General features: G+C 56.7%; 12 protein-coding genes and 1 pseudogene. 7 read left to right on the top strand and 6 right to left on the bottom strand.

Translation table 11 applies throughout. From position 1 onward, the window contains the following. Positions 1-114: 114 nt before the first annotated feature. A pseudogene (locus KOE80_RS05390) lies at positions 115-2,312 on the bottom strand (TonB-dependent receptor). Between the two features lie 12 nt (positions 2,313-2,324). Next, positions 2,325-3,437, bottom strand: a complete 1,113-nt coding sequence (locus KOE80_RS05385; RefSeq protein ID WP_226348573.1) for a YncE family protein — start codon at positions 3,435-3,437, stop codon at positions 2,325-2,327. 217 nt (positions 3,438-3,654) lie between these two features. On the opposite strand from KOE80_RS05385, the gene mutS reads away from it, so the two are divergent. The 7 genes from mutS (at position 3,655) to bioD (ending at position 14,084) form a co-directional block, all read left to right on the top strand. Next, entirely contained in the window at positions 3,655-6,291 is a 2,637-nt protein-coding gene (gene mutS / locus KOE80_RS05380; protein WP_060185671.1) for a DNA mismatch repair protein MutS, read from the top strand. Positions 6,292-6,528: 237 nt separating this feature from the next. Further along, a complete protein-coding gene (locus tag KOE80_RS05375) occupies positions 6,529-7,719 on the top strand; it encodes a JmjC domain-containing protein (protein WP_226348572.1) in 1,191 nt (396 codons plus the stop codon). A 455-nt stretch (positions 7,720-8,174) separates the two neighbouring features. Further along, a complete protein-coding gene (locus tag KOE80_RS05370; RefSeq protein ID WP_115634127.1) occupies positions 8,175-9,419 on the top strand; it encodes a benzoate/H(+) symporter BenE family transporter in 1,245 nt (414 codons plus the stop codon). A gap of 269 nt (positions 9,420-9,688) precedes the next feature. Continuing rightward, positions 9,689-10,885 carry a cytochrome P450 gene (locus tag KOE80_RS05365; RefSeq protein ID WP_226348571.1) on the top strand — a complete coding sequence of 399 codons (1,197 nt, stop codon included), beginning with the start codon at positions 9,689-9,691 and terminating at the stop codon, positions 10,883-10,885. Further along, entirely contained in the window at positions 10,882-12,048 is a 1,167-nt protein-coding gene (locus KOE80_RS05360) for an aminotransferase class I/II-fold pyridoxal phosphate-dependent enzyme (protein ID WP_226348570.1), read from the top strand. Before KOE80_RS05365 ends, KOE80_RS05360 begins: the two co-directional genes overlap by 4 nt. A 6-nt stretch (positions 12,049-12,054) precedes the next feature. Then, positions 12,055-13,395: an adenosylmethionine--8-amino-7-oxononanoate transaminase gene (gene bioA, locus KOE80_RS05355; protein WP_226348569.1), complete on the top strand. Its 1,341-nt coding sequence runs from the start codon at positions 12,055-12,057 to the stop codon at positions 13,393-13,395. Then, entirely contained in the window at positions 13,392-14,084 is a 693-nt protein-coding gene (bioD, locus tag KOE80_RS05350; protein ID WP_226348568.1) for a dethiobiotin synthase, read from the top strand. The genes bioA and bioD overlap by 4 nt, the downstream gene beginning before the upstream one ends. A 15-nt stretch (positions 14,085-14,099) precedes the next feature. Here the strand turns inward: bioD and KOE80_RS05345 are convergent, their stop codons facing one another. The 4 genes from KOE80_RS05345 to dapA all read right to left on the bottom strand — a co-directional run bounded on the left by KOE80_RS05345 (position 14,100) and on the right by dapA (position 17,270). Continuing rightward, a complete protein-coding gene (locus KOE80_RS05345; protein WP_226348567.1) occupies positions 14,100-14,474 on the bottom strand; it encodes a FecR/PupR family sigma factor regulator in 375 nt (124 codons plus the stop codon). Positions 14,475-14,484: 10 nt separating this feature from the next. Then, positions 14,485-14,805 carry a sigma factor-like helix-turn-helix DNA-binding protein gene (locus tag KOE80_RS05340; RefSeq protein WP_083054060.1) on the bottom strand — a complete coding sequence of 107 codons (321 nt, stop codon included), beginning with the start codon at positions 14,803-14,805 and terminating at the stop codon, positions 14,485-14,487. Positions 14,806-15,234: 429 nt separating this feature from the next. Further along, the gene (gene bamC, locus KOE80_RS05335) at positions 15,235-16,368 is read right to left on the bottom strand and encodes an outer membrane protein assembly factor BamC (protein WP_009457893.1); all 1,134 of its coding nucleotides are present in this window, start codon (positions 16,366-16,368) and stop codon (positions 15,235-15,237) included. Next, positions 16,365-17,270 (bottom strand): 4-hydroxy-tetrahydrodipicolinate synthase, encoded by a 906-nt coding sequence (gene dapA / locus KOE80_RS05330; protein ID WP_009457899.1) that lies wholly within the window; start codon positions 17,268-17,270, stop codon positions 16,365-16,367. The genes bamC and dapA overlap by 4 nt, the downstream gene beginning before the upstream one ends. Positions 17,271-17,285 lie beyond the last annotated feature (15 nt).

Raw genomic sequence — 17,285 nt, 5'->3', positions numbered from 1 at the left:
CATTTATTTTGTAAAAGTTATAGCGATGGGCTTGAGATAAGGGCGTCAAACACTTGCTGGACGCCCTATGTGGTGGAGAACAGGCAGAAGTGTGCCCCCTGCCCGGTCCTTTCCTTAAAACTCCGCCGAGACACTCAGCATGAACGTGCGTGGCTGCGACAAGACCAGATAGCCATTATTGGGATAGCCACCGACCGAAGCCCAATACGCCGTATCGGCCACATTCTCGACACTGGCCCTGAACGTCATGGGCACACCGGAAATCTTGCGCTGATAGCTGGCCCCCAGATCCCAACGCACCCAACCTGGCACACGGATCGCATTGGCCGAATCCGCGTAACGGGCACCGGTTGCCAGCAACTGCGTATCCAGCGACAAGCCTGTCACCTGCGGCACATCCCAGGTTAGGCCCAGAGACTGCCTTGCCAACGCGGCACGCCAATCACGCGCTGACCTTCACTCAGCGGGTCACCCGTGTTTTTCTGCTTGGTGTCCAAGGCGGTCACCCCACCCAGAATGCGCAGGGAGTCCGTCAACTGGCCGTAGAAGCTCAGCTCCAACCCGTCATGGCGATCCTTGCCCGCTTCCACAAAGCGCAGATCGTCGTTCACCACACCACGCGGTTTGGTCGTGGTGAAGAAGGTCAGCCCACCGCCCATGGAACCGTTGTCGTACTTGATTCCCAGCTCTTTTTGCTTGGCCACAAAGGCCGACAAGCGCTGCCCGGCGTTTTGAACCGGCTGATTGTTAAAGCGAGTCGGTGCCAGATCGCCTTGCGCCAGGCTTTCCGTGTAGTTGCCGTACAAAGCCCATTCATCAGTCAGCTTGAACACCACACCCGCAGCAGGGCTGGTGTGCTGCTGACGATCTTTACGCTGTAAGGCCTGGGTGCCATAGTCATAGCTGCGCGTTTCCATGATTTGATGGCGCAGCCCCAACATGACTTCCAGCCTGTCATCCCAGAGATACATCAGATCGCCCAGGGTATAACTGGTCAGTTTGGTGCGTCCCACCAAAGCGGGTGAACCCAAATCTCCCCCGGTATAAGCGAAGGGTGACAAGGCGTGATTCACAGGATCATAAAGATTACTTTCCTGCACGCTACCCATAGCCCAGGCATTTTTCTCTTTGTGGTCATACAAAGAAGCAGCAGCGACCAGCTCATGCAACACAGGCCCGGTCTCAAAACTGGCTCGCAAACCCAACTCGCCTGTTTTCACGTCATCACGTCGGGAATTGTTGAAACGCGAGAAGGTGGTTTTTCCAGAAACGGCATCCGTTACCGTCTGAGTCGCAAGCTGATTTTTTTCCTTGCCATCTTTCATACCGAAAGCAGCCCACAGGGTCATGGAATCATTCAGATCATATTCCCCGCGTACCGTCCCAAAAATGGTTTTCTCATTAGAGTAGGTCCAGGGCTGGGCGAAGTTGCGCGTGTGCGAAGGCAAGCCCGGCAAAGCGGACAAGCCCGCCTTTAAAGCCACATTAGGCCGGACTTCACGCAGCTTATGTTCTTGATAGCCCAAGTCCGCCGACAAACGTACACGCTCACCACGCCAATCCACCCCTACTGTGTACAGGTCCAGACTGGTGTGCTCATTGTCGACCGCCGTATCACCACTGCGTTTGATGGCATTGATACGAATGCCTGCCGCATCATCGGCAAAACGACGCGCAATATCCGCCTTGATCTGGCTTTGCCCGCCACTGCCATAACCTGCACCGACCTTGGTCAGCGGGCTCTCGCCAGCCCGTTTGGGCAGCACATTGATCGTGCCCCCAATACCACCGCCGGAAGGCGCGGCACCGTACAGAAAGCCACCTGCGCCATGCAGCACTTCAATACGCTCGGCCAGTTCGGCAGCCGTCGCTTGCCGGGGCAGCAAACCAAACAAACCGTTGTAGGCAATATCATCGGACGCCGTCAAAAAGCCCCGAATGAAAAAACTTTCCTGAAAATTGCCAAAACCACGGGCCACGCGCACGGAAGGATCATGGCGCACCACATCGGCTACGGTCGACGCCTGCAATTGCTCGATATAGCGGCTGGTGTAGCTATTGACGCTGAAAGGCGAGTCCATGTTTTCAAGAGAACCCAATATCCCCACTCGCCCGCCGCTGGCGACCTGACCGCCCGCATACTCCGGCAACAAGCCCTGACGCGACGCATCCGCACTGGCATTAACGGTAATGGTGGACAACTCCTGCGGCTGGGCAACATCCCTCTGGTCTTGCGCCTGAGCCTGACAATGAAGAGCAAACAGAGACAGGACAAGAGAGCGTCCCAGGCAAGGCTTGAATAAGCTGGTCATCACGATTACCTATCAAGCCTTGATGTTCTTCAGGTCAATACGCACCACACTTTCGCGCTTGCTGGCTTTGTACTGCGGAGTGGAAGGAGCTTTAACGGTGACGTACAACTGGCTATCCGGGCCCAGCTCCAGGCTGTTGGGGTTATCAGGCAAGTTGTATTGCGCCTTGATCGCATAGCTGCCGCCATCCAGCACAGACACTTTGCCTTGCTCGCGGTGAGTCAAATACAGCTCGTCGCGATCAGCGTTATACAAGACATCCATGGCATCCCCCACCGGCAGTTCCTGCAGCAATTTGCCGTTGCGGGCATCCAGCACATACACGGTTTTCTGGTCTTTGGTCTCGGTCACGTACAGACGATTGCGGCTGGAATCCAGCGCAAAATTCAAGAGCAAGGCGGGTTTGGCGCCAGCCGGTTTCCAGCGCTGTTCGATCTTGTTGGTTTGGGTATTGATCACCATCACTTCGCCGTCGCCATTGGCGGCATACAGACGATGCGATCCCGAATCTATCAGCAGACCGGTCACCCATTTGCCTGCGTTTTCAATGGTGTCGATCAGTTCCAGATTACGATCATCCAGCACCCAGATCACGGCCGGCGCACCTACGGCCCCCACATACACACGGCCTTGCTGGGGGTCGTGACGAATCGTGCGCGGCCCCATTTTGGTGTCATCAAAACTGGTATTGCTAAAGCGGACTCGCTCCAGGCTCCCGTCCTCTTTCAGCTCAACTTTGGAGACGGCAGCAGCCAGACTATTGGTGACGTACAGGGTGTCGCCCGACGCGTTCGTCGCCAGGCCGAAGTTACTTTCATCGGTATAAATCGTCCCCTTTACATCCAGAGTGATGGGGTCCAGTTTATAGATCACACCACCCCGAACCGAAGGCGCACGCTCTGCCGAGGCCACATACAAGGACTTATCAAACGGGCTGTAAACCGTTTGATAAACCCCGTAAGCCAGATCCTTGCGCAAAGCCCCTTCTGCCGTAATTGACGTCTTTTGCGCCAGCTCCGGCGTCAAGGGCAGCGAGACCGACTCGGACGGCTGGGCATGGGCAAAAGATCCGGCACTTAGCAAAGCGGCAGACAAGACAGACAAAGCAAGGCGACGTGTGAACATTTCAATATCCCGTGTTAGAAATAGAAGTGATTATCATTTGTATTATTGCATTAAGCACTTCCATGCTCAAAATCGGGATATCCCTGCACCTTAAGGAGAAACACGCGGGACTAAATCAGCCGCTTCCCTATCCCCCACTTGACTGCCCTCGCTACAATATCGACTCAGCCGCCTTCTGGGCGGCCTTGTTGTTGAATTCCCTGACCTGTACTGCGCTATGACTTCTGCTGCCGATCTGTCCGCCCACACGCCCATGATGCGTCAATACCTTCAGCTCAAAGCGGAGGCTGGCTCGCATCTGCTGTTCTATCGGATGGGGGACTTCTATGAGATGTTCTACGCCGATGCCGAACGCGGCGCACGCCTGCTGAACCTGACGCTGACCAAGCGCGGTTCCTCCAACGGCGAGCCTATCCCCATGGCTGGTGTGCCTTTTCACGCCATGGAAGGTTATCTGGCGCGTTTGGTGGCCTTGGGCGAATCCGTCGCCATCTGTGAGCAGGTCGGTGACCCGGCTGCCAGCAAAGGTCCGGTCGAGCGCAAGATCATGCGTGTGGTCACCCCCGGCACACTGACGGATGACGCCTTGTTGCCTCCCAAGGCAGACCGCCTGATTGCCGCCTGCACACTGATCAAGGTGCAACGTCAGGAAATGGTGGGGCTGGCCTGGATGAACCTGGCCAGTGGCGAGTTTCTGGTCAGCCAGTGCGAACCGGACATGCTGGATACGGAACTGAATCGTATCGGCCCGGTAGAACTGGTCTATCCCGAATCGCTGCGCCCTGCCCCGGAACTGCCGCAAGCCAGTTGCCACACCCTGCCGGATTGGCACTTTGCACAGGACGGTTCACGCGAAACCTTGCTGGACCATTTTGACCTGGATTCTTTAGCCAGCTTTGGTCTGGACGATCTGCCTGCGGCGACGGCGGCAGCCGGAGCCTTGCTGCGTTATGTCGGCAGCACACAATCTCAGTCCCTGGTCCACATCACCGCTATCCGCGTTCAGCACAGCTCGGACTTTCTGGTGCTGGATGCCGTCACGCGCAAGAATCTGGAAATTACCGAAACCATTAGCGGTGAAACCAGCCCAACCCTGTTCTCCACGCTGGATCATTGCCAGACCCCTATGGGCAGCCGTTTGCTGCGCCGCTGGCTGCATCACCCCTTGCGCTTGAACCACGCCGTTCAGCAGCGTCAGGATGTGGTGTCCCTGTTCTTCCAAACCCAGCAAAGCGCCAGCTTGAATGCAGGCGATCCTTTGGGTGTGCTGCGCCATGCCCTGCGCCGCTTCCCGGACCTGGAGCGTATTGCCACGCGTATTTCGCTACGCAGCGTGCGTCCTCGGGAGCTGGCCAGCTTGCGCGATGCGCTGGTGACACTGCCTGAACTACGTCGGGAGCTGGAACAGAACTTTGCTCAGTCTGAACACTTGCATGGGCATTTGTTAAGTCTGGCTCTGGACCCGGAGCTGGCTTCCTTGCTGCAGTCTGCCATCGCCTCCGAGCCCGCCTTGCTGATACGCGATGGTGGTGTCATTGCCGATGGCTACGATGCGGATCTGGACGAGCTACGCAGCCTGGCCAGCGATAGCGGCGATGTGCTGGTGAAGATCGAAGCCCGCGAACGCGAGCGCACCGGCATTGCTACCTTGCGCGTCGAATACAACCGTGTGCATGGTTTCTTTATTGAAGTCAGTCGCGGTCAGGCCGACAAGGTACCCGACGACTACCGCCGCCGCCAGACACTGAAAAATGCCGAGCGCTTCATCACGCCTGAATTGAAAGAGTGGGAGGACAAGGTCCTGTCCGCCAAGGACCGCAGTCTGAGCCGCGAGAAGTTCCTGTTCGATGAATTGCTGGACAAGCTGCAAAGCTATGCAGGCCCCTTGGCCTTGTGCTCCAGCGCCCTGGCCGAACTGGATACCCTGTCCTCCCTGGCCTTGCACGCACTGGACAATAATTGGGTCGCCCCCGAGCTGACCGAGCAGGCTGGTATCTGGATTGAAGCAGGCCGTCACCCTGTGGTGGAGCACAGCATCGAGCGCTTCACGCCCAACCATTGTGAAATGCACGCGCAGCGTCGCATGTTGCTGATTACCGGCCCGAATATGGGCGGTAAATCCACCTATATGCGTCAGGTTGCCCTGATTGCCTTGCTGGCCCGCATTGGTAGTTTCGTACCGGCAAGCACAGCCCGTATCGGCCAGATCGACCGCATCTTTACCCGTATCGGTGCGGCTGATGACCTGGCCGGTGGCCGCTCCACCTTCATGATGGAAATGACTGAAGCAGCAGCTATTCTGGCCGGCGCCACCCCTTACAGCCTGGTACTGATGGATGAAATTGGCCGCGGTACTTCCACCTATGATGGTCTGGCCCTGGCCTGGTCTATCGCGCATCGCTTGCTCAGCCACAATCAGGCACTGACCCTGTTTGCCACGCACTATTTCGAGATCACACGCCTGCCCAACGAATTGCCTGCCGCAGCCAACGTGCACTTGGCCGCCGCAGAATCGGCTTCAGGCATTGTGTTCCTGCACGAAGTTCAGGAAGGCCCCGCCAGCCGCAGCTACGGGATTCAAGTTGCACAACGTGCCGGCATTCCCTCTGCGGTCATCCGTCAGGCCAGTCGCGAGCTAAGCCGTCTGGAAGCACAAAACGATCCTAGCGCACAGTTGGATTTGTTCAATGCAGGCAGCGCTCCGGAAGCCACGGTCGCCGAGCCTGATCCGACCACAGAAAAAGCACTGGACCTGCTGGATCAGTTCAAGCAACTGGATGTGGATGACCTGAGCGCACGCGACGCCCTGGATTTGCTGTACCGCTGGAAAAAAGAGATGAAGGCGACGGGTTAAACAGTCCAGAAGGGAGCCCAAGAGGCTCCTTTTTTTATGTGGTTTTCCGAGGACCGTTGGCGAGCAGATCGACAATCAATCATTCTTAGCCCCCCCACCGTGAGTCAATCACTCTATATCGCAAGTATTTCTCTGGATTCTTTGCGCTGGATACGCCTGATACGCAGGCTAGCCATACACCGGGACAGGCCGGATCAGTTAAGCTACGGGCTAATTTAATTCTTGTTCGGGCAGTCCATGACTATCGACCAGCCATTGACCCTTTTGGGCGGCATCAGCGCGCATGAGTTCATGCAAACCTACTGGCAACGCAAACCTTTATTGATACGCGGCGCCATCCCTAATTTCAAGCACTCGCTGAGCATAGACAATATCCGCGAGCTGGTAATGCGTGAAGAAGTCGAGTCGCGCCTGATCATCCATGACGGCGAAGACTGGGAAATGGAAACCGGGCCTTTTGACGAGCTGCCGCCCGCCTCGCAGCCCAACTGGACCGCCCTGGCACAAAGCGTGGATCTGCACGACGACAACACCGCCGCCCTGATGCGTCAGTTCCGCTTCATTGGCGATGCCCGTCTGGACGACGCCATGATCAGCATTGCTTCAGACGGCGGTGGCGTAGGCCCACACTTCGACAGCTACGATGTGTTCCTGCTGCAAGCCCACGGCAAGCGTCACTGGCGTATCAGCCAGCAAAAAGACCTGAGCCTGGTGCCCGACCTGCCCTTGAAGATTCTGCGCAATTTCCAGGTAGAAGAAGAGTTCACGCTGGAACCCGGCGACATGCTGTATCTGCCCCCGCACGTGGCACATGACGGGATTGCAATGGGCGACTGCATGACGATTTCCATCGGCTTTCGCTCGCCTACCCAGGCAACGCTGGCCCGTGGTTTGATGGATGCCGCCTCGGATCAGTTGGCCGCCGCCAGTGGCGAAGGCTTTGGCTTGTATGCCGACCCACCGATGCCCATGCCCGAGAGCCTGCAGCAGCGCTACACCGACCCGGATGCCCAGGCCAGCACCACACCTGCCGCCTTGCCGGAGAAGCTTGTTCAGAAGTCGCTGGATGCCTTGAACGCCATTCGTTTTGACGAAGCATTGGCCTCACGGTTCCTGGGCGTCTGGCTGACCGAATTGCCCAGTAATAGCTGGTTCGACATTGCCGAAGACCCGGTTGATCTGCATGACCCCGAGCTGCCTGCAGGCCGCTTGGCTTTAGATCGCTGCTCGCGCATGATGTATCGCGGCGATGAGCTGTATATCAACGGTGAGGTCGCCCCCTGCCCCGCCAGCCCGGCCCTGAAACAATTGGCTGACCAACGTGAACTCTTGATCCCCAGCGACAGTTTCGAAGCCCTGGATGAAGATGAACGCGAAATGCTGAATGCCTGGCTGGATGACGGCTGGCTGCAGTTCAAGGAAAACTGAGCACTGAGCCACTAACTCTGGCGAGTTCAGAAAAGAAGCGGGGCAGCTTGCAGGCTGCTTCGCTTTTTTATTGCTAACACCTCAGGAATCGAAAAACCGATACATTTGCCGGTTGCAGTTGCAGTTGCAGTTGCAGTTGCAGTTGCAGTTGCAGTTGCAGTTGCCACAGTATTTTATTCACGCCATCCAGCAAGAAAAAGCACTATCATGAACAACGCGATTCACAAGACGAGCAATTCGTCATAAAGCCACCATTAGTGGCTTTGCAGCCGAGCTTCAATCCAGCTCGGGCCACATTCAAAATCACGTAGCCACCCCACTCAATCTAGTCAGGCACCTACCCAACCCAAAAGTGGTCTGCCCTACACCCAAAAAGCGTCCTATCTGGCCAGTCCATTTAATCGCTATAAATAGTGCTCGTTTGTCATCTCTCCTTTTGGAAAGCGCAGAGCACTATGTCTACCTCCCGATCGACCTCATCCTCTCTAGTCAGCGACCTGATCCCGCCTATCGTGGCCGGCCTGATCTCGGTCATCGTCAACTACGGCGGCACCTTTATTCTGGTTTTCCAGGCCGCCAAAGTAGCCGGCCTCAGCCCTGAGCTGACCGCCTCCTGGGTCTGGTCAATTTCCATTGGCGTGGGTGTTACCGGTTTGCTCTTGAGCTGGGTTTCGCGCGAACCCATCATCACCGCCTGGTCCACGCCCGCCGCTGCATTTCTGGTTACGGCTCTGGCCACCACGCCATATGAAGAAGCCGTCGGCGCCTACCTGATCTCGGCAGCGGCCTTTGTGGTCCTGGGCCTGTCCTCCTACTTCGAGCGCCTGATCCGTCTGATCCCCAACGGCATCGCTGCCGGTCTGCTGGCCGGCATTCTGCTGCAATTTGGCATTGGCGCATTTGGCAGCATGACACTGGACCCGAAACTGGCAGGTCTGCTGATTCTGGCCTACCTGATCATCAAACGCTTTTCCGCACGCTACGCAGTGGTCGGCATTCTGATCCTGGGCCTGAGCTTTCTGCTGCTGGAGCATCGCGTAGACCTGAGTGGCCTGAAACTGGAACTGGCCGCGCCGGTATTCACCATGCCAGTATTCACCCTGAATGCCTTGCTAAGCGTCGCCTTGCCCTTATTCCTGATCACGCTGACCGGCCAATACATGCCCGGCATGCTGGTCCTGCGTAACGACGGTTTTCGTACCAGTGCCAACCCAATTGTCTGGGTGACAGGACTGGGTTCGTTGATCATGGCTCCCTTTGGCTCCCATGCCATGAACGTAGCCGCCATTACCGCCGCTATCTGCACCGGGCCAGAGGCGCACCAGGATCCTTCCAAACGCTGGGTTGCCGGGATTGCCGCCGGTGTGTTCTACATTCTGGTTGGCGTTTTCGGAGTAACCCTGGCCGCTGTGTTCATGGCCTTCCCTGCGAGCTTTATTACCACGCTGGCGGGCTTGGCTTTGCTGGGCACCATTGGCGGCAGCCTGGCGGGAGCCATGGCAGACGTCAAATCGCGTGAAGCAGCCTTGATTACCTTTTTGGCATCAGCCGCCAATATCACCCTGTTCGGGATTGGCGGGGCTTTCTGGGGCCTGGTGATCGGTCTGCTGGCGTACTTTATTTTGAATGGAAAGTTGCCGCAGCGTAAAACGGAAAAGCTGGGTACTGAGGGGCTTCCGGCGGCGTCTGATGCTCGGTAACTCATAAAAACCCATTCAGGCCAGAACAGAGTTTCTGGCCTGAATGGCAAGAACATTCCCCTTGCCCATGCAGGATTACTGCCTTGAATACCACTGATTTTATTGTAAAAACTAGTCACAAAAAACCCATCAATAAGCACTATAAACCTGCAACTTAGCCCTACTGCAGGCAAAAAACCCTGTAAGAATTAATAGACACAATCTATTGACTGCCTCTTCCACGCTCAAGTGCTAGCCTGCGCTGGCTTTGATCTTCAGGAAACGGTGTCATGTTTGGCGATTTCGATCTTGCGTCACCCTATGCGGCTTATGCCCGTCTTCGTCAGGGGCCGCCTTTGGTTTGGGATGCGGATTTCTGCGGTGGGGCGTGGTTAGTTCATAGGCACAGCGATGTACAAGCTGCCCTGCGCAATCCCGATTTAAGCGTGCGGCGTGTTGGCGGGTGGGTGGCCCAGGCTGGCGCTGATCCATCCCCTCGTTTGCAAGCCTTCAAGGCCTTGATGGCCAGGACACTGGTCTTTCTGGACCGCCCCCGTCACACACGCGTCAGACGAGTAGTGAATGCGGCTTTTAGTGCGAAGGCTTTGGAAACCCTGCACAGCACGATTGAAAAGCGCGTTGCGCACATCCACCTGGAGTTAAAAGCCAAGCTGCGGCACGGATCTGCGGATCTGGTTGATGAGGTCTGTCGCCCGCTCCCCGCCTTGGTCATGATGGACGTGCTCGGTTTGCAGCACCTGCCTTTGTCTGTTTTTCAGGCCTGGTCAGAGCAACTGGCAGGTTTTATCGGACAAGCCACGCCGGATATGCCTTTGCTAAGAAGCACTCAGGACGCCTTGCTGGATATGGCTGACTTTCTAGGCAACGGTGCCAATCTGCAAGAAGGCGGGTTGGCCTGGCGGCTTTTGCATGATGAGCAGCCTTCCCTTCAAGGCAGGCGCGAGCGCTTGGCACAGTCCTGTATGTTGCTCTTTGCAGGTTATGAAACCTCCCGGCATCTGCTTAGCTCCCTGTTTCAAACACTGCTGGCCGACTCCACAACGCTGCAGGACTTGCTATCGAATCCGCAGAAAATTCCTGCCGCGATCAAAGAAGTGCTGCGTCACGACAGCCCGATTCAGTACACAGCCAGACGTTTGATGCATGACCAGCACTGGCATGGTCAGCATTTGCGCAAGGGACAGTTGCTGCTTTTGCTCTTGGGCGCTGCCAACCGCGATCCGGCGGTGTTTGCCAATCCCGACGATCTGGACTTCAGCCGCAACAATCAGGCCGAGCTATCCATGGGACACGGAATTCATCATTGCCTGGGAGCCGGTTTGGTGCAGCTGGAAGCCAAGCTCGTACTTGAGCAATTCCTGCCTTTGCTCCCTCGCCTGCAATGGACGCAAGGTGAGCGTATTCGGCTCCCCGCCTATCGGGGCTGGAACCGCTTGCCGGTTCAATACCGGGCGGCACAGTCATGAGTGCTTTTCTCGTTCATCTGGATCAACAACTGGAAACTTTGAAGACCAGGAAACTGTGGCGCCACAGAGCAATCAGCCGCCCCTTGCCAAACGCCCATATCGAACGCAATGGCCAGGTCTTGCTGAATTTCGCCAGCAATGACTATCTGGGCCTTAGTCAGCATCCACAACTCAAACGGCTAGAAGCACAAGACGTCGCCGGAGCGACGGCATCCCCGCTGATTTGTGGGCATCATGCGCTGGCTCAAGCACTGGAGCAGGAGCTGGCTGAATGGAGCGGCTTCGAGGCCAGCCGTCTTTTTGTCAGCGGTTATCAAGCCAGCTTGGGCGTGATTCCCGCGCTGATCGGAACGGGCGACACGATCTTTTGTGACAGGCTGAACCACGCCAGCCTGATTGATGCCAGCCGCCTATCCGGCGCTCGTTTACGTGTCTATCCCCATAGGGATATGGCACGGCTGGATGATTTGCTCGGCAGGCCAACACCAGGCTTCAAACTGGTGATCTCGGACAGCCTGTTCAGCATGGACGGGACAATAGCCCCGGTCGATGAGCTGATCGCCTTATGCGAACGCCACGATGCCTTGCTGTATCTGGACGATGCACATGGTCTGGGAATTTTGGGTGAGAACGGACGCGGAGCGCCTGAGCATTTCCAGCTCACGACCACGCAGCGGCGACGTCTTATTTATCTGGGGACGTTTGGCAAGGCGGCCGGTCAGGGTGGTGCATTTATTGCCTGCTCCCGCAAGCTGGCCGACTGGTTCACGCAATCCGCCCGCAGCTATGTGTACAGCACCGGCTTGGCCCCGGCGCATTGTGCGTCCTTGCTGGCCTGTCTGCAACTGATCAAACAAGCCCAGCCCCAGCGGACCTTGTTGAAAGAGCATATCCAGACGCTGCAAACCTTGAGCCAGGATCTGCCCTGGCGTCTAGCTCCCTCCGATACGCCCGTGCAAAGCCTGTTGATTGGCGAGGTAGAACCTGCTTTGCAACTGGCCGAAACCCTCCTGCAAAAAGGTATTTGGGCACCGGCCATACGCCCGCCTACCGTTCCCCGCCATCAAGCCCGATTACGCATATCCCTGTCTGCCGCCCACCGGCAACAGGACATTGAAAAACTAGTCCAGGCACTACATGAAGCCGCCCACTCTTTACGGTGATTTGCCATGAACTCAAACTCCTTTCCCCCTTTGGCCCAACGCAGCCTGCAAGCGGTCTGGCATCCTTGCACTCAAATGCAGCATCACGATCAAGGCGTGCCGCTACTGGCAATCAAACGCGCCCAAGGCGCCTGGCTTCATGATGCCGACGGCAACGCCTATCTGGACGCTATCAGCTCCTGGTGGGTGAATCTGTTTGGCCATAGCCACCCGCATCTGGTGCAAGCCATTAGCGATCAGGTTCAGCAACTGGATCACATCATGCTCTGCGGCCTGACCCATGAGCCGGTTGTGCAGCTTTCCGAACGATTGGCCGCCTTGAGCAGCCATCGTTTAGGGCATGCTTTTTATGCCAGCGACGGTGCTTCCGCGGTTGAGATTGCCCTGAAGCTGAGCGTGCACTACTGGCGCAACCAAGGCCAGGAACACAAGCACCGCTTTGTAGGCATCGCGCAGGGATACCACGGCGAAACACTGGGTGCTCTGGCCGTGACCGACGTGCCCTTGTTTCGGGAAAACTACGGCACACAACTGGGCCAGCAATACACCGCAGCCAGCCCCGATCTGCGTCAAGCCACTAGCCCGGACGAACACACGCAGGTCACCGAAAACGCACTGCACTCGCTGGAGCAGATTCTGGATGGTCATCAGGACATTGCCGCCGTCATTCTGGAGCCGCTAGTGCAATGTGCGGCTGGCATGCACATGCACTCCCCCGACTATCTACGCGGCGTGCGCGAGCTGTGTGACCGCTATCAGGTGCATTTGATTCTGGACGAGATTGCCGTGGGTTGCGGCCGTACCGGCACGTTCTTTGCCTGCGAGCAGGCCGGTATCTGGCCTGACCTGCTGTGCTTGTCCAAGGGAATTACCGGCGGCACGCTGCCCTTGTCCGTAGTGCTATCCAGCCCCTCGATTTATCAAGGGTTTTATGACCAGGACTTGCGCAGGGGCTTTCTGCATTCCCATTCTTATACCGGCAATCCCCTGGCCTGCCGAGCCGCGCTGGCCACGCTGGACTTGTTCCAGCAATACCCCGTCTACGAGCTGCAAAAAACGCTGGGACAAGCTCTTGATGAAGGTTTGCATAGACTGAACCGGCACTATCCCAAGATGCAGCATCTGCGCCGCTGCGGGGTAATCTGGGCCTTTGATCTGGACACAGGCCCAGCTCGCTACGATCACCAGGGCTTTGCCCGGCGCTTTTACCGCTCTGCTTTGCAGCAGGGATTGATGCTACGCCCTATCGGCAATACGGTGTACCTGATGCCCGGCTATCTCTGGGGCACAAAAGAGGTGGAGCATTGCCTGCATGGGCTGGGTCGTCTGCTGAAGGAATACGCATGAGGGCCTGCTTTGTGACGGGCACCGATACGGAAATTGGCAAAACGCTGATCAGCTCGGCTTTACTTCATTTACTAAGCCAAAGCGGCGCGCGCACGCTCGGCATCAAACCCATTGCTTCGGGGGCCGTAGAGGTAGAAGGACGTTTACAGAACGAAGATGTGGATGCACTGGCGCGGCATTCCAGCCTGAAGCTCGCTCCCGAAACCCTGACACCGTACTTGTTTAAGCCCGCTGCGGCACCCCATATTCTGGCTGAACAAGCAGGAATCGAAATAGACCCGGCTCTGATCAAAACAACGGTTCAAACAGTGGCGAAGCAGGCCGATTATGCAATCGTTGAAGGAGTAGGAGGCTTCATGCTGCCCTTGGGGCAAGGGCGGACAGGCGTAGATTTAGCGCAAGTCTTGCAACTACCTGTGGTGCTGGTTATCGGTCTACGTTTGGGTGCCTTGAATCACGCTTTGCTGACGGTTCAAGCCATACGCGCCAGCGGCTTGAACTTGCTGGGCTGGGTCGTCAACCACATAGCGCCGGAGATGAGTTATGCCCAGGAGAACCTGCAAACGCTGCATGACTATCTGCCGAGCCCTTGCCTGGGTGTCATTCCCAGATTGGAAGCCACAACACTGGATGAGCGTATCCAGCAAGCTGCGCAATATTTACGCTCGCCTTGGGAAGATAGAGAATAGGCCTTTGGACAGGGCTTATAGAAAGTAGCTACCTACACTCCCCAGAAACGCCACGCCTAGCAGTAGACACACGGCGCCACCCAAGGCAAAGCGCAAGGCCGGGTTGGTGGACCAGGCGTCCAAACAGCTATTTAGCAAACGTTGACGCCATGTCCCCAACCCTGCCGCGCCTGCGGCTTGCCGGGAGTTTGCACGCAAACGACTCAGATGCTCCTCGCTGATTCCATCCATGGCTTCCCACTCCAGCTTCCAGCGCAAGAAGGCGGCCTGATGCTCGGGATCAATGGACAACCAGGCCCGGAAAGCAGACTGGCTGCGGGCATCGTTCTGATGTTTGTGGTCGTGCTGTTTGAGCAGCCAGCTCAAGGCCTGCTCATCAATGTGCTGCATGTGTTCGTCCTTAGACATACGAACCAGCCGGACGCGGCACTGCCCCGTCCGCCCGATTGAGCGGTGCCGGATTATGGCGGCACGCCAACATGGCCATGCGGATATAGTGCTCAACCACTTGAGGGCTGGTGCCCATGCGTGTCGCAATTTCTTTGTAGTTCAGGCCCTCGAAGCGATGCAGCACAAAGGCTTCACGACGACGACGAGGCAAGGCCTCGATCATGGCCAGCATACGAGCACCCGGTTCTGAAGGAGCGTGAGCAGAGGCTTGTGTGCCACGCAGCATACGCAGGCAAAAACTTAAACCGTTACGGCAAAACGATTTCAGCATGGGCCACTCCCTAAAACACATTAAATGATAATGGTTCCTATTATCTTTACAGTTTTAGAGAAAGTCCAGCCCTGCTCAAGAAAGATTAACTCTGCTCACAAAATAAAAGATGGCCCCTCTCAAGTCTCTGCCAAAGAAAGGCTTTGCACCATTTCAGGGAGCACCGCAATCCAGGCGCTACAAACAGAGCGCAGCGTAGCCTGAAAAAGAGACTGTGTCCTTTCAGGAAATGCTCTCAACGACCTCTTCTTCTGTAAAGGGAAAGCCAACGCTAATCGCGCTGACCTCGCCAGACTCCTGGCCCCTGTTGGCTCCTCTTCGACAAGAGAAAGAGAGCCAAAGTAACTCAGAACGGAGCTAGTGCATAAAAAAAGCCCTGGCATGAAACCAGGGCTTTTTCCAGACGGCCCGCAGGCCGACTCAAAATAATCAGTTGCCGGGGCGCAGATTGGTAGACAGCACATTGATGATGCGCTTGGCTGTCGGCGTGGTCTGCTCCTGACCTTGCTGATCCAGCACCGTTACGCGAGTGCCAGCACCTTGGGCGCTCAGCTTGATGCGGAAGGGCGTGGCTTCGGCGGTGTTGCGGCTGCCGAAGATGCGGCCAATGATGTTTTGCTGCTCGATCTTCTCGCCGGTATCCGAATCCAGATAGCGGATGAAGAACTCGCCAGCGGAACGGTCACGATCCTCAACCGAGAAACCGGCGGAGTCGATGGCTACGCCAACACGACGCCATGCACGATCAAAGGACTCGTTCAGCATCAACTCAGCCTGATCGCCCTTGTCCGACGCCTGGACCTGAACGCTGGAAGGATCCTTGGAAGCGTTGGCTACTTGTTCACGTGCTGTTTCAATATCCGAGCCCAGGAAGACCATCATGCGAGCCAGCATGGCCGCATTCAGACCTGGATCTTCTTTGGCGAACACCCATTTAAAGGCGGAACCGTCTGCCGTGGGTGTTTCTTCCATGTGCTGGTGGGACACATAGATTTCGGTTTTGTTGCCGACACGCTCAAAGCGGGTACGGAAGCGGTCACGTTCGCCGCTATCAAAGACCTGGTCAATGATGGAACCCAAGGCACTGCGTATCCAGCTTTCTGGAATCTTGGCACGGTTTTCAGCCCAGTCGGTCTGAATCAAGCCGGCACGGGGGTCCTGGGACTGAATGGTAAAACCATGCTCACCCCAGAAATCGACGATGCGGGGAAACAGGTCTTCCACGGGGCGGTCTACGACCAGCCAGCGCAGATCGCCATCGCGCATCACCTTGATGGCATCAGACTGAGGCAGGATCGTATCGGCACCGCCCTTGGCCTGCTGCGCGGTTTGACCTTGCGAGTAGACCGAGTAAGACGTGGCACCTTCTGGCGCACGGTAATGTGCGTCGCGGTTGGCCTGGGTCAGATCCGGCGGAATGCTCAAGGGATCGCCTGCTACCGTACTCTTGTAATTAACCGACTCGCCCTGGCCCATAATCTGGTCCATCGTCGAGCAGCCCGACAGCACCAACAGGCTCAAAGACAGCCCGATCAGGCTTTTATTAACTGGCTTTGCAATCATGGAAGAAGATCCGCAAGTTTCAAAGATTGACGCAGCAACTCGTGATGCTGTGCATTTAACGGCGTCAATGGTAAACGATATCCCAGCTGAGTAAGGCCCATTTCTGCAACTGCCCATTTCACGGGGATGGGGTTAGCCTCAACAAACAGGTTCTTGTTCAGACCTGCCAGATAGGCATTCAAACGGCGTACCGTCGGTACGTCCATATCCAAAGCGGCCTGGCACAACTGGCTCATCAGGCGTGGGGCCACGTTGGCCGTCACGGAGATATTGCCTTTGGCGCCCAGCAAGATATACGAAGCAGCGGTAGGATCATCGCCGCTGACCACTATGAAATCTTCGGGGGCATCACGCAGCAGCAAGCCGCCACGAGCCAGATCGCCCGTTGCGTCCTTGATACCGATGATGTTGGGGATTTGAGCCAGACGCAGCACGGTGTCGTTCTGCAGATCAGCCACGGTACGACCCGGCACGTTGTACAGGAACTGCGGCAGATCCACCGCTTCTGCAATGGCGCGGAAGTGCTGGTACATGCCTTCCTGAGTAGGACGGTTGTAGTAAGGCACCACCGACAAACCGGCGTCTGCACCCACTTCCTGGGCGTGACGCGACAGTTCGATGGCCTCGCGAGTGGAGTTGCCACCCACACCGGCAATCACGGGCACACGGCCAGCCGCGTGTTCAACGGCTACCTTGATCAGTTCAGCGTGCTCATCAACCGACACCGTGGGCGATTCGCCCGAGGTTCCAACGACCACCAGCACACGCGTTCCTTCCTGAATGTGCCAGTCGATCAGCTTTCGGTAAGCGGCAAAATCCAGACCCCCATTGGGATCCATGGGTGTAACAAGGGCAACCATGCTGCCCTGAAAATTGGAAATAGCAGAGTCCGAACTTGCCATGATGAGATGAATCTC

This window comes from Alcaligenes sp. 13f (assembly GCF_020496585.1).
GTDB lineage: Bacteria > Pseudomonadota > Gammaproteobacteria > Burkholderiales > Burkholderiaceae_B > Alcaligenes > Alcaligenes phenolicus.
The sequence above is the reverse complement of the archived record's forward strand: the minus strand, read 5'-3'. Positions and strand labels throughout refer to the sequence as shown.

Coding starts and splice junctions, on each gene's coding strand:
- KOE80_RS05345 (WP_226348567.1), bottom strand. CDS start 14,474: ATGCAGCACATTGATGAGCAGGCCTTGAGCTGGCTGCTCAAACAGCAC.
- KOE80_RS05370 (WP_115634127.1), top strand. CDS start 8,175: ATGTCTACCTCCCGATCGACCTCATCCTCTCTAGTCAGCGACCTGATC.
- KOE80_RS05360 (WP_226348570.1), top strand. CDS start 10,882: ATGAGTGCTTTTCTCGTTCATCTGGATCAACAACTGGAAACTTTGAAG.
- KOE80_RS05340 (WP_083054060.1), bottom strand. CDS start 14,805: ATGCTGAAATCGTTTTGCCGTAACGGTTTAAGTTTTTGCCTGCGTATG.
- bioA (WP_226348569.1), top strand. CDS start 12,055: ATGAACTCAAACTCCTTTCCCCCTTTGGCCCAACGCAGCCTGCAAGCG.
- KOE80_RS05385 (WP_226348573.1), bottom strand. CDS start 3,437: ATGTTCACACGTCGCCTTGCTTTGTCTGTCTTGTCTGCCGCTTTGCTA.
- bamC (WP_009457893.1), bottom strand. CDS start 16,368: ATGATTGCAAAGCCAGTTAATAAAAGCCTGATCGGGCTGTCTTTGAGC.
- bioD (WP_226348568.1), top strand. CDS start 13,392: ATGAGGGCCTGCTTTGTGACGGGCACCGATACGGAAATTGGCAAAACG.
- KOE80_RS05365 (WP_226348571.1), top strand. CDS start 9,689: ATGTTTGGCGATTTCGATCTTGCGTCACCCTATGCGGCTTATGCCCGT.
- KOE80_RS05375 (WP_226348572.1), top strand. CDS start 6,529: ATGACTATCGACCAGCCATTGACCCTTTTGGGCGGCATCAGCGCGCAT.
- mutS (WP_060185671.1), top strand. CDS start 3,655: ATGACTTCTGCTGCCGATCTGTCCGCCCACACGCCCATGATGCGTCAA.
- dapA (WP_009457899.1), bottom strand. CDS start 17,270: ATGGCAAGTTCGGACTCTGCTATTTCCAATTTTCAGGGCAGCATGGTT.